The sequence below is a fragment of the Prevotella sp. CAG:255 genome (assembly GCF_000431195.1).
GTDB classification, from domain to species: Bacteria; Bacteroidota; Bacteroidia; order Bacteroidales; family Bacteroidaceae; genus Prevotella; species Prevotella rara.
On record NZ_HF986802.1, the window covers coordinates 47207 to 59748 of the forward strand.

General features: G+C 53.3%; 9 protein-coding genes and 1 pseudogene. 2 read left to right on the forward strand and 8 right to left on the reverse strand.

The window, feature by feature from the left end; translation table 11 throughout:
• Positions 1-24 precede the first annotated feature (24 nt).
• Positions 25-2010 (forward strand): OPT family oligopeptide transporter, encoded by a 1986-nt coding sequence (locus QVO66_RS05790; RefSeq protein ID WP_021854480.1) that lies wholly within the window; start codon positions 25-27, stop codon positions 2008-2010.
• A 430-nt stretch (positions 2011-2440) separates the two neighbouring features.
• Here the strand turns inward: QVO66_RS05790 and QVO66_RS05795 are convergent, their stop codons facing one another.
• The 8 genes and pseudogenes from QVO66_RS05795 to QVO66_RS05830 all read right to left on the reverse strand — a co-directional run bounded on the left by QVO66_RS05795 (position 2441) and on the right by QVO66_RS05830 (position 12009).
• Positions 2441-3253, reverse strand: coding sequence for a LicD family protein (locus QVO66_RS05795; RefSeq protein WP_021854481.1), 813 nt, complete (start codon positions 3251-3253; stop codon positions 2441-2443).
• Between the two features lie 51 nt (positions 3254-3304).
• Positions 3305-4033, reverse strand: a complete 729-nt coding sequence (locus QVO66_RS05800; RefSeq protein ID WP_021854482.1) for a phosphocholine cytidylyltransferase family protein — start codon at positions 4031-4033, stop codon at positions 3305-3307.
• A pseudogene (locus tag QVO66_RS05805) lies at positions 4030-5119 on the reverse strand (pyridoxal phosphate-dependent aminotransferase). Before QVO66_RS05805 ends, QVO66_RS05800 begins: the two are co-directional and overlap by 4 nt.
• A gap of 396 nt (positions 5120-5515) precedes the next feature.
• The gene (locus tag QVO66_RS05810) at positions 5516-7387 is read right to left on the reverse strand and encodes a 4-hydroxy-3-methylbut-2-en-1-yl diphosphate synthase (protein WP_021854484.1); all 1872 of its coding nucleotides are present in this window, start codon (positions 7385-7387) and stop codon (positions 5516-5518) included.
• Between the two features lie 329 nt (positions 7388-7716).
• Positions 7717-8223 carry a 5-(carboxyamino)imidazole ribonucleotide mutase gene (purE, locus tag QVO66_RS05815; RefSeq protein ID WP_021854485.1) on the reverse strand — a complete coding sequence of 169 codons (507 nt, stop codon included), beginning with the start codon at positions 8221-8223 and terminating at the stop codon, positions 7717-7719.
• 96 nt (positions 8224-8319) lie between these two features.
• Positions 8320-8937, reverse strand: coding sequence for a phosphatase PAP2 family protein (locus QVO66_RS05820; protein WP_021854486.1), 618 nt, complete (start codon positions 8935-8937; stop codon positions 8320-8322).
• Entirely contained in the window at positions 8934-10442 is a 1509-nt protein-coding gene (gene rpoN / locus QVO66_RS05825; RefSeq protein ID WP_021854487.1) for an RNA polymerase factor sigma-54, read from the reverse strand. The genes QVO66_RS05820 and rpoN overlap by 4 nt, the downstream gene beginning before the upstream one ends.
• A 277-nt stretch (positions 10443-10719) precedes the next feature.
• Complete coding sequence (locus QVO66_RS05830) at positions 10720-12009, reverse strand: histidine-type phosphatase (protein WP_021854488.1); 1290 nt, start codon at positions 12007-12009, stop codon at positions 10720-10722.
• Between the two features lie 333 nt (positions 12010-12342).
• Between QVO66_RS05830 and QVO66_RS05835 the strand changes: the two genes are divergently transcribed.
• Positions 12343-12525: a hypothetical protein gene (locus tag QVO66_RS05835; protein WP_021854489.1), complete on the forward strand. Its 183-nt coding sequence runs from the start codon at positions 12343-12345 to the stop codon at positions 12523-12525.
• Positions 12526-12542: the final 17 nt, after the last annotated feature.

The window sequence follows — 12542 nt, forward strand, 5'->3', positions numbered from 1 at the left end:
ACCTTAAAAAAACAATAAAGCACAATGGAAAACGAAATTAAAGACAACATCAAGTTGCCCGACAACGCCTTCACCGAGTTGAAGGAGGGCGAGGAATACCAGCCCGTGATGAGCCCCGACAAGGCTTTTCCCGAAGTTAACGGCTGGTCGGTTACGTGGGGCGTGCTCATGGCCATACTGTTCTCGGCCGCAGCCGCTTACCTTGGCCTGCGCGTAGGCCAGGTGTTCGAGGCCGCCATACCTATAGCCATCATAGCCGTGGGCGTGTCGACGGCAGCCAAGCGCCGCAACCCGCTGGGCGAGAACGTCATCATACAGAGCATCGGAGCATGCTCAGGTGCGGTGGTGGCAGGTGCCATATTCACCCTTCCCGCCATCTACATCCTCAAGGACAAGTATCCCGAGATGGGCGCCTCGTTCATCAACATCCTGCTCAGCTCGCTGCTGGGAGGCATATTGGGCATACTGTTCCTCATACCTTTCCGCAAGTATTTCGTCAAGGACATGCACGGCAAATATCCCTTCCCCGAGGCCACTGCCACCACTCAGGTGCTTATCAGCGGCGCTAAGGGCGGCAAACAGGCCAAGCCGCTGCTGCTTGCAGGACTTGTGGGCGGTCTTTACGACTTCATAGTTGCAACCTTCGGATGGTGGAACGAGAACTTCACCACGCGCGTGTTCGGCTGGGGCGAGATGCTCGCCGATAAGGCCAAGCTGGTGTTCAAGGTCAACACGGGAGCCGCCCTGCTGGGCCTCGGCTACATCGTCGGCCTCAAGTATGCCTTCATCATCTGCGTAGGCTCGCTGGCTGTTTGGTGGCTCATAGTGCCCGCCATGGCGCTCATGTATCCCGACACGGTGCTCAACCAGTGGGATCCGTCAATAAGCACCGCCGTAGGAGCCATGGCGCCTGAAGACATCTTCAACGCTTACGGCAAGTATATCGGCATCGGCGGCATAGCCATGGCCGGCATCATAGGCATCATCAAGTCGTGGGGCATCATCAAGCAGGCCGTAGGTCTTGCCGCAAAGGAGATGAAGGGCAACAAGACTGCTGCCGAGAAGCTGCCCCGCACACAGCGCGACATCCCCTTCAAGATTATCGCCATAGGCTCGATAGCCACGATAATAATCACCTTCATATTCTTCTGGGCCGGCGTAATGGAGGGCAACCTGCTCTTCGCCGTTGTGGGCATACTGCTCGTTGCCGTAATAGCCTTCCTCTTCACCACGGTGGCTGCCAACGCCATTGCCATCGTAGGATCTAACCCTGTGTCGGGCATGACGCTCATGACGCTCATCCTTGCCTCTGTGGTTATGGTGGCAGTAGGCCTTAAAGGCACGGGCGGCATGGTGGCTGCACTCATCATGGGCGGCGTGGTATGTACGGCGCTGTCGGTTGCAGGCTCGTTCATCACCGACCTTAAGATAGGCTACTGGCTCGGCTCTACACCACGCAAGCAGGAGACATGGAAGTTCCTCGGCACTCTGGTTTCAGCTGCAACCGTCGGCGGAGTTATGATTCTGCTCGACAAGACCTACGGATTTGCCAGCGGACAACTTGCCGCTCCTCAGGCCAACGCCATGGCGGCAGTGATCGATCCGCTCATGAACGGCATCGACGCACCGTGGGTTCTCTATGCCATAGGAGCCGTCATAGCCATCGTGCTGACATGGCTCAAGGTGCCTGCACTGGCCTTCGCCCTCGGTATGTTTATCCCAATACAGCTCAACATACCGCTGCTCATCGGCGGAGCCATCAACTGGTATGTTACAACACGCTCTAAGAACGAGGAAGTAAACAGGGAGCGCGGCGAGAAAGGAACGCTCATTGCCAGCGGATTCATTGCCGGAGGAGCGCTCATGGGCGTTGTAAGTGCACTGCTGCGCTTTGCCGAAGTTGACGTGCTCAACACCGAATGGCTGGCCAACCCGCTGTCTGAGATATGCTCGCTCGTGGCTTATGCCCTGCTCATCGTTTATCTGATAAAGAGCACCAAGAAGGCTTAAAGCCCGGCTGAAGCACGATTTAGAGAAGCAAAATGAGGCCTGCAACAGGGCCATGACATATAAATCCGGACTTATGCGACATCGTAAAGATGCATAAGTCCGGATTTTTTATTGCCTGCCGCAGCGGCATCCGGCGCACATACTGCTGTAGGCATAAGGCCGTATGCAGCGCGGCCTCACCCCGTAAGGCTGTCTGAATAAAAAGGAAATGAAGATAACGGCAAATTAAAGGGACGGCTAACGATGACGCGCAAGACAGAGAAGGCTGAACGGAAGACGGATTAAGACAAGATGGAAGGTGGATTAAGACAAAATGGAATTCAGATTAAGGCAGAATAAAATACGGATTAAAGCAGAATAAGACGAACTTAAAAGACAGGCAGGAACAATAAAAAAGCAGGACGGCGGCTGCCGTCCTGCTCTGTATTTGTCATTGCTTGAACTCTCTGTAAGGATGATTCAGGTCGAGATAATGGAAGTTGTGCTGGCGCTGGGCGTTGTGTTTTGGTATAGTCATGTAGTCGCCATACTTGTTAGACAGATATGTGTCATAGTCTGCCACGCCCATCACCTTGGTATCTTCAAAGGTGTATGGCACCGGCGTTCCCAGTATCTTCTTGTCCATTGCGCCCTTTGAGCCGTCGTCGTAGTCGGCCACAAGGCGACATTTGTCGTAGCTGTAGCGGTGGAGCAGGCGGCTGATGCGCTGCTGAACTTCAGCAAGCGTGTACATGCGGCGGCACAGCAGGGGCACCCACGAACTTGGTCCGTGGCCGTGCTTGTAGGGGTCGCGGAAGAGCAGATAGAGCACTCGCTTGTAATATTCGTAGCGTGCGAAGTGGAGCTTGCGTGCCACTGCGCCCTCGGGCACTCCGTCGATGGGGAACACGTCGAGATAAATGCCGCCCAGATACTTAAGGTGCATGCGCTCTATGAGCGTGGTGTCGGCATCCTGAATCTTGGCAAACGGCAGCGGATAGACGCCGTCGTTCTCGGCGCAGACCATCTCATAGGGCTTAGGCAGCCACTCTGCGGCATGCTCAATGAGGCGGGGGGAGTCAGGGCGAGGCATGGCAATGTCGAGGTCGTCGTCCCAGGGAATGAAGCCCTTGTGCCTCACCGCCCCTATCATTGTGCCTGCCCAGATGTAGTAGCGCAGGTTGTGCTCGCGGCAGACGTTGTCTACAGCCTTTAGCGTTTCGAGTATTCTGAGCTGCAGCTCACGTATGTTGTATTCAGCCATAACAGCTTTTTGTTTTATGTATGATGATTGTCGGCCTTCTGACGGCATGTGTCAGAACAGCTCACTGGGTATCAGTTGTGAAGCCTGATTAAAGTCTTCAACGGTGTCGAGCTCTATAGAGAAGAGGTCGGAGGTGTCCACCACGCTGAACTTGTGGCCCTGCGGGATGAGCCGCTCGAAGGCTCTCTCATAGAATATGTCCACAAGATGCTCGCCCTCAATCATGCGGTCGAGCTCGCTGAACAGCGCCTCTGAATAGTCGGCGCATATCTTCTCTATGCCGATAGACTCGCCTATGGCCTTGTCTATGCTGCATGTCTTGCTTATCTCGCTCACCTTTCCGTCTTCGTCGGTTATCACCTTAATCTCTTCCTCGCCCAGCTTGTGGCTGTTGAGCGCAAGGGTTGTGTCGGGCGCTGCAAGCACACGCTCCACTATGCGGCCGTCGAAGAGGATGTCGCTGTCGAGCAGCATAAACTCGCGTCTGGCGACATAGGGCTTTGTGAGCCACAGAGAATATATGTTGTTGGTGGTCTTGAAGTCGGCGTTCTCAATGAAGTGGAAGTCGATGTCGGGATAGTTGCCCTCGAGAAACAGGCGTATCATGCCTCCGCGATAGCCCGTAACCACCACTATCTGCCTTATTCCGGCAGCCACAAGACTGTCTACCGTGCGCTGCAGTATGCACTTGCTGCCAACGCGCAGCAGGCACTTCGGGCGGTCGTCTGTGAGCGGACGCAGCCGCGACGCCATTCCGGCGGCTAATATTACGGCTATCATCGCTTTGCAACTTTTAGTATTATGTCGGCCACCATGCGGTTCTGCTCCCTGCGTCCGAGGGTTATTCGCATGTGCGAGTTGATGTCAGGCTCGTCCATAAACTTCACCTTATAGCTCTGTCCGGCAAATTCCTGCTGCAGGCTTATATCTCTGTCCTTCAAATTCCTGCTGCAGGGCGGCCTTCAGTTCGATAGGATATTTAATGAGGATGAAGTTCGCCATCGACTTATACACCTTGAATCCGGGCAGAGAGCCTATCTCGTCGGTGTACATGCGGCGCGCCTCGTCCATCACGCGGGCTATCTCGCGGTAGTGGGCGTCCGACTTAAGGGCGGCAATGCCGATCTCCTCCGACAGGCGGTCGTATCCCAGATACTTGTTGGCATAGCGGCTGAAGCGCTCCATCGTCTCGCCCTTGCCTATGAACCCGAAGCCAAGGCGCAGGCCCGGCAGTCCGTAGAACTTAGACAGCGTGCGGCAGAATATTATGTTGGGATATTTTGCTATGAGGTTTCTTATGTAAGATATGTCTTCGGTTACATACGACGCATAGGCCTCGTCGACGAGCACAACGGTAGTGGCAGGCACCATGCCCACCAGCTGCTCGAGCTCATCAGGCGTGAGTCCGTTGCCCGTAGGATTGTTGGGCGACGCCACGAGCAGTATCTTCGGGTTCTCCTCAGCTATCATGCGGCGCAGCCCGTCGAAGTCGTATGCAAACGAGTCTTCGGTCTCATACACAGGATATTGCAGCGTGCGGCCGTCAACCTCGTCGGCTATCGACTTGTAATACCACCACGAAAACTTGGGTATCAGCATGGTCTTGTTGCCGTCGCTGCCCGTAAGGAAGTAGTGAACGGCCATCTTCAGCAGGTCCTCTGCGCCGTAGCCCAGCACAATCTGCTTCTCGTCGATGCTGTATTGTTCTGAAAGGAATACCGAGAATATGCTCTTCTTCCCCTGATCATAGATACGTGTGTAAAAACAGAGCTTGTTAAGATCAAAATTCTTAATTGCGTCCTTTACCTCTTGAGAAGGCTCGAAATTAAATTCGTTCCTGTCAAGATAATTTAATTCTGTTTTCATATATATTTATATTTGATTGCAAAGGTAAATATATTTTATATAAAATTCTAATTTTAGCGCTAATTATTTGTCTTTCAGGAGTGTTTTATGGCGGTCGGTCTGAATTATAGACCATATCATCGGTTATAACGGCACAAACTGCCGACAGGCAGGCACGGCGGAGCGGCACGCGAGGAGGCGTTTTGCGAAAGCATACCTTTCGCCTTGCAAAAGGTATGCTTTCGGCACGTAAAAGGCCGTCTTTTAGCGTGTAAAAGACGGCCTTTTGCAATGCGTTGAATATCAGTATGTTACGAAGGCTTTGCCGACTGGCTTCATGACGGGGCTCAAACCTGACCTAAATGATGCGCCTGAAGCCTTCGGACCAGCTTAATACGTGAGCAGCTATAGCGGCTTTCAGCCGGCTGCGTTGGCTGCGCGGTCGCTCTCGATGAGCTTCAGCAGCTTGTCAACGGCTTCGGCCTCGGGTATGTTCTTCTCCACGCATTCCTTTCTGCGGTAGAGCGATATCTTGCCGCGTCCGGCGCCCACATATCCGTAGTCGGCGTCGGCCATCTCGCCCGGACCGTTCACTATGCAGCCCATTATGCCTATCTTGAGGCCCTTCATGTCCTTGGTGGCCTCCTTGATGCGGGCTATCGTAGAACGTAGGTCGTAGAGTGTGCGGCCGCATCCGGGACAGCTGATATATTCGGTCTTCGACGTTCTCAGTCGTGCAGCCTGCAGTATGCCGAACGCCGTGGCGTCGATGTCGGCTGCCGAGAGCGTGCCGTCGTTCATGAGCCACAGTCCGTCGGTCAGTCCGTCGAACATCAGCGCGCCCATGTCGGCTGCCGCCTCAAGCTGGAAGTCACCCTTCTCGTCCTGCGAGTGGCGGTACATCTGGCAGAATACAACGGGATTGGTGAGTCCTGCCGACATCATGTCGTGCAGCAGGGCGCGCTGCTCGCCGAGGCGGTTCTGATGGTTGCTGACGCATATCACCACCACTTCGGGGTGCGACTTGAGGCAGGCTGTGTATTCGTCGGTGTCGACGCCAAACTGGAGTACAAGGAATTTCAGCGGCGCGTCCACTGAAGATATCAGCGGCACGGCGTTATATGGAAATATGGGATATACGCCGGTCTTGTCTTCGAGGTCAGCATACACGCCGAAGTCTACGATGTAGCGCTGTCCGGCAACGCACTCTGCGGGCAGAGTCTGACCTGTGTATATATAGTCGGGCGTCATGTCCTTGCCTGCAGCATCAGCCGGAGCGGCGTCGCTGCCGAGGCGCGATGATATCACAACGGGCACGTTGTCGCCTCCGATGTTCATCACGGCACGTGTCTTGCGGCGCTCGGGCGATGTCCAGCAGAAGCCTTCAAAGGCCTTGCCCGGTATGAGCATGTGGCCCTGTTTCTTGCCGACATAGTCTACAAGGTGGCGCGCCACGGGTATCTCAGCCTCTGGCTCCTCGCTCAGCGACACGCGTATGGTGTCGCCAATGCCGTCAGACAGCAGCGCTCCGATGCCCACGGCACTCTTTATGCGGCCGTCTTCGCCCTCGCCCGCCTCGGTTACTCCGAGGTGCAAGGGATACTTCATGCCTTCCTTGTCCATAGCCTCGACGAGCAGGCGAACCGACTGCACCATGACAACCGTGTTGCTGGCCTTTATCGAGATTACCACATCCGTGAAGTTTTCACGCTTGCATATGCGCAGAAACTCCATGCAGCTCTCCACTATTCCGGCAGGTGTGTCGCCGTAGCGGCTCATTATGCGGTCGGAGAGCGAACCGTGGTTTACGCCTATGCGTATGGCCGTGTGGTTCTCGCGGCAGATGTTGAGGAAGGGCACAAACTGCTTTTCTATCTTCTGCAGCTCTGCGGCATATTCCTCGTCGGTATATTCAAGTTTCTTGAACGTGCGCGCCGGGTCGACATAGTTGCCCGGATTTATCCTCACCTTCTCGGCATACAGCGCGGCCACATCGGCCACGTGAGGATTAAAGTGGACGTCGGCCACGAGCGGAGTGTTATATCCCCTGCTCCTCAGTCCGGCATTGATGTTCTTCAGGTTTTCGGCCTCGCGCACGCCCTGTGTGGTGAGTCTCACATACTCTCCTCCGGCTTCAATTATGCGTATGGCCTGCTCCACGCTTCCCTCGGTGTCGTTGGTCGACGTGGTTGTCATCGACTGTATCCTCACCGGATTGTCTCCTCCCAGCGGAGTTGCGCCCACATTGACAACCGAACTATCCCTTCGGGTGTAATTAAAGATGTCCATGACTTGTACTTTTTTAGGAGTTAAAGTAGTTAAAGAAGTTATCGCTCACGGCGTGAGCTAAGTAGTTAAAGTCATATGTCATGATGATGTCTTCGTCAACGCCTGTCGTCCTGCACTAAAGCAGGGCCGTTAAAGAGAAACATCTTAACTGTCATATATCTCAGAATGCTGCATAGCAATGTTTGCCTACACAGATTTCCACTAAGCAAAGCACAGAAATGACATGCACTAACTTTGCCTGCCATAACAGACAAGGCATTTGACTTTAACTACTCAGCTCACGCCGTGAGCGATAACTTCTTTAACTACTTTAACTCCTGAATTATAAATCAATTTGTCTTATACTCATACTTCACCTCGGCGAGGTCTTTGTTGGCCTTCTCGATTTTGGCTCCCAGTCCTGCCTTATAGTCAGCAAGGCGTGCGGCAACCTCTTCGTCGGCCAGCGCAATCATCTCTACGGCCAGTATGGCAGCGTTCATTGCGCCGTTTACGCCAACCGTAGCAACAGGTATTCCCGGGGGCATCTGTATGATGCTAAGCATGGCGTCGAGACCGTCGAGCATACCCTTGATGGGCACTCCGATAACCGGCAGAGTGGTAGACGCTGCTATAACGCCCGGCAGGGCGGCAGCCATTCCGGCTCCGGCTATTATCACCTTGATGCCGCGCTCCTTGGCTCCTTTGGCAAAAGCCTCAACAGCGTCGGGCGTGCGGTGGGCCGACAGGGCGTTAACCTCAAACGGGATGTGCATCTCGTCGAGAAACTTACATGCCTTCTCCATAACGGGCAGGTCGCTCGTGCTGCCCATGATGATACTTACTAATGGTTTCATATTAAGCTTGTTTTATTTTAAATATACATTATCTGGTCGAAACTTTTGCGGCTTGCGGCCACAACACAGAGAGCCGCAGGCACAAAGACGCACTGCTCAGAACAGCAGCACAGACACAAACGAGCATGCCACGCCTGCCAAATAGCCCAGCACAACCTGGCGCAGAGAATGCTGACGCAGAATCATGCGGTTCGTGCCTACCATGCCGGCAAGCAGCAGCACAATGCAGAGCCACCACACCGGATTGAACGAAAATATAACTGAAAAAGCCAGCAACGCACCGGTAACGCCGCCGATGGCTGCCGTATGGGTGGATATCTTGATGAAAAGATTTATGATGGCGCAGGCCACCTGTATCACAAGGGCTGCTATAAGGATGCTCCCCATGAAGTGGGGCACATGGGTGGCAGCCATTATGTAATAGCACAGAAGATAAGAAAAAATGGATATCACATAAGGAATGGCGCGCCTCTCGCGGCTGCCCAGCTCTATGAGCGTCCAGCCCTGATAGCGCCGGTAGAAACGGATAAGGGCCGTAGGAAGAAATACCGTGAACAGATAGAACATCAACAGCAGGAACAGCTTGTAGGTCAGGGGCAACAGGCTGAGGTAACTGAAGATGAAAAGAATCAAAAGGCCTAATATCGGAAGATAGAAAGGCGTGAACAGAACGCTCAGCACCTTGGCCGTGAAAATAATCTCTTTCTCTTTCATTTCTTTCTTAGTCGGGCGACGGGGATGCCCAGCTGCTCGCGATATTTTGCTATCGTGCGGCGTGCCACGGGGTATCCGCTCTCGTTCATCTTATCCTTTATGGCGTCGTCGCTTAGCGGGCGGCGCTTGTCTTCGTTGTCAATTATGTCCTTAAGGGCGGCCTTTATCTTGCGCGTCGACATCTCCTCTCCGCTCTCTGTCTTAACGCTGTCGCTGAAGAAGTGGCGCAGCTTGAACGTGCCCCAGCGTGTCTGGGCATACTTCATGTTGCTTACGCGCGATATGGTGGATATGTCGAGGCCTGTCTTGTCGGCCACATCCTTGAGTATCATGGGCTTCAGGTCGCTCTCGTCGCCGTCCTGAAAGTATGCCTTCTGTATGTCTATTATGGCCTTCATCGTTACATACAGAGTGTGGCGGCGCTGCTTTATGGCGTCGATAAAGCCCTGGGCGCGCTCCACCTTCTCCTTGGCGTAGAGCAGGGCCTCCTTCTCGCTGCGGCTCATCTTGCTCTTGTTCTTCTGGTAACTCTTCACCATGTCGGTGAAGGAGTCTGACACATAGAGGTCGGGCACGTTGCCGCTGTTGATATAGAACGACACAGTGCCGTCGTCGGCCGTGTCTACTATAAAGTCGGGAGTTATCTGCTGGATGTTGCGTCCCTCGGTCTCGCCGAGCGAAGAGCCTGGCTTCGGGTTGAGCTTCAGCAGTTCGTTGTGAACCGTCTTCACGGTGTCGGTGTCGATGCCGAGCTGCGATGCTATCTTGTCCCAGCGCTTGTTCATGAACTCGTCGAAGCATTCTGTTATCACACGCTCCATCATCGAGCGCATCTCCGACTTGTCCCTGCGCCTTATCTGCAGCAGGAGACACTCGCGCAGGTTGCGTGCGCCTATGCCGGCGGGGTCGAACGTCTGCAGCACATGCAGCACATGCTCTATCTCATGCTCGCTTGCATCTATGTTATGGTATATGGCCAGCTCGTCGCTCAGCGTGGCAATGTCCTTGCGCAGAAGTCCGTCGCCGTCGAGCGAACCGATGAGATACTCCATAATCTCGTGCTCGCGGGGCGTAAGCTCCACGTCTACCATCTGCTCCTTGAGCCTGTCGTAGAACGACACCTGGTCGCCGTAGGTTATCTCCTCATAGTCAGCATTCTGGTTGTTGCTTGCCACATACTGCGCGGCCTCAGGCATCTCGTCGTCCATTCCGATGCCCGAAAGGGCCTGGTCGAGCGCCGACTCGCGCTCCTCACGCTCGTTGACGGTGTCAAAGTCGTCGTCTTCGTCTGAACCGGAAACGCTCTCATGCATGTCGTCGGCAGGCTGAACGTCGTCTGGCCCGGCAACTTCAAGGGCTGGATTGTCGTCAATCTCGGCCGCCACGCTGTGCTCCAGTTCTGTCAACGGCATTTCAAGCAGATGCACCACGAGCATCTGCTGCTGAGTGAGGCGCTGTGTCTGAACCTGTTTCTGCGCCTGTGTCTGAATGAGATTTTGTGCCATAACGCTGCAAAATTAATATTTTTCCGTGAAGAAGAGTAATTAATACTGAATATTTTTCCTTACGGCCCCAAAAGGTTCTGCTCACCATAAGCGGTGTGCCGGCTGCGCTTATCACAACCTGCCACACGGCCATACGGGGCAGTCTGCCAAGGCCTGCGTAACACGCTGTTATCCAAACACTTGCAATATGCCGTCTTTTAGGTTCTAAAAGGTGGCATATCAGGAGCTAAAAGGTGGCCTTTTGCAACCTGAAAGGGCACATATTGCATCACAGCCACTAATTCTTATACGTGTCGAGCTTGTCAAGATAGTATTTCTTAAAGTCGCTCCAGCGATAATAAGGCGCGCAGTCGGTCTCTACGGGGAGCGTTGCCTCGTTCTCGTTGAGCAGCACCTTTACGAGCACGTCATTGTCGTTGCGGCTGCGGCGATAGAACACCAGCTGTATGTTTGCGCCCATCGGGAACACCTTATAGTTGATCCATCCCTTGCTCTCAAGACTGTCGAGACTTGATATCTGACTGTCGTAACCGTTGATGCCGAGCAGACATGTCAGCGGCAGCACCATCGTCTCGTGACCAAAACGCAGCGTTGCACCGGGCCTGTCGAGGGCTATGCAGCTGTCGGCCTGATGTATTATGTTGCGCAGGAGGTTGCGCTGCGAGAAGGGCTGAGTGGCTCCGTTGAGCGGACATGCGCCGTAGTTGATATACCACCACGTGTTCTCCATCTGCCAGTTGGCGTAAAGTTCGTCGTCGGTGAATATGTCGTAGAGCGTAATCTTGTGGCGGAGCTCCGAGCTCTGCAGGTTTGATGCCAGCGAGAAGAGCTTATAGTTGAGGTCAGAAGCGTCCACTTCATACCTAACATAGCTGCTGTCGCTGAACAGACTTAGCATCAGCCGCTCAGGATTTACGCGGCGGCTGCAATATTCTTTCCACATAACTTCGGCGCGGCGGGGCATCTTCTGCGCATAAAGCGCAGGGTCGCTCTGGTTCATGTAATACATGTCGTGCATGCTCGCGTCGTGCTTTATCGTCAGTTTGGGGTTCATCAGGAGCAGCTGCTGCATCTCGTTCTCCATCGACAGGATGCAACGTATCACCACGGTGCTCTTTGCATCTACCACGACATTGCCCTTGAACACCTCGGGAAAGCGCTCATACATGCGGCGGGCTATCTGCCTGTGCTGCTCAGCTCCAAGCTCGGTGAGCTCTCCCAGGCGGCCTGCTGCCTCGTCGCGGAGCATCGTCACGCGTCTGAGCACATCCTTTCCGAGCGGCGTAAGCTTTCCGAGGCTGTCGGCACGGGCAAGGACACGCACCGGGACATCATAGTCGTCAGGACTTATCAGATAGCGCGAGCCGTGGCGGCCGTAATGACTTATATAGAAAGGACTGTAACCTTTTGGGGCGGGCGTCAGCTTTTTCTGAGACGGACCGGGATAAGCCAGATAGTTGCTGGCCGAAAGACACACATTGTTTCTTATCTCATCACGGGCTGTCTGTGCTTCAAGCGGAGACTGAAAAAGTAAAAAAGACAGGACTAAAAGCAATAATTTATCCATAAAACAACTGTTTTTTTATTTCTTTACCGCAAAGATACTTAAAAAATGACGTTATTATTCATTATTCCAAAGAAAAATGATAATTTTGCAGCCCGAAATTATCTGAATGAAATGAAAATAGGCGTTGGCCTATAACAAACAACCTCCTGCATATTGACTATTATTTTAATTACACAGAAACGATTTTAGGATATTCTGTGCAAGGATTGTCTGTGCAATAAGATTTAGCATAATGAAATCGCTATCATGACATATCCTGAATTACGGCCGGAATGCCGGCAAGTTTTATAAGATGACATAGCATGTAATAAAAAATAATAATTAATAAAAGAAATGGGAAGAAACAAAAGACAAGACTATGACCACACAGACGAATCGGAGGTATTTAAGAAAAAGAGTCTGATGGCCGCCAAGAACCGCAAGAGAATGTCTAAGATCGTGTTTGCGGTAATGTGCCTGCTTGCAGCGTTCGTCGTTGCAGCATGTATGCTCAGCTATTTTTTCAACTTTGTCTGACCTGCAAGAGCCTTGAG

What these genes read in the sequence shown, in the direction of transcription:
- QVO66_RS05790 (WP_021854480.1), top strand. Translation starts at nt 25, where the DNA reads ATGGAAAACGAAATTAAAGACAACATCAAGTTGCCCGACAACGCCTTC.
- QVO66_RS05795 (WP_021854481.1), bottom strand. Translation starts at nt 3,253, where the DNA reads ATGGCTGAATACAACATACGTGAGCTGCAGCTCAGAATACTCGAAACG.
- QVO66_RS05800 (WP_021854482.1), bottom strand. Translation starts at nt 4,033, where the DNA reads ATGATAGCCGTAATATTAGCCGCCGGAATGGCGTCGCGGCTGCGTCCG.
- QVO66_RS05810 (WP_021854484.1), bottom strand. Translation starts at nt 7,387, where the DNA reads ATGGACATCTTTAATTACACCCGAAGGGATAGTTCGGTTGTCAATGTG.
- purE (WP_021854485.1), bottom strand. Translation starts at nt 8,223, where the DNA reads ATGAAACCATTAGTAAGTATCATCATGGGCAGCACGAGCGACCTGCCC.
- QVO66_RS05820 (WP_021854486.1), bottom strand. Translation starts at nt 8,937, where the DNA reads ATGAAAGAGAAAGAGATTATTTTCACGGCCAAGGTGCTGAGCGTTCTG.
- rpoN (WP_021854487.1), bottom strand. Translation starts at nt 10,442, where the DNA reads ATGGCACAAAATCTCATTCAGACACAGGCGCAGAAACAGGTTCAGACA.
- QVO66_RS05830 (WP_021854488.1), bottom strand. Translation starts at nt 12,009, where the DNA reads ATGGATAAATTATTGCTTTTAGTCCTGTCTTTTTTACTTTTTCAGTCT.
- QVO66_RS05835 (WP_021854489.1), top strand. Translation starts at nt 12,343, where the DNA reads ATGGGAAGAAACAAAAGACAAGACTATGACCACACAGACGAATCGGAG.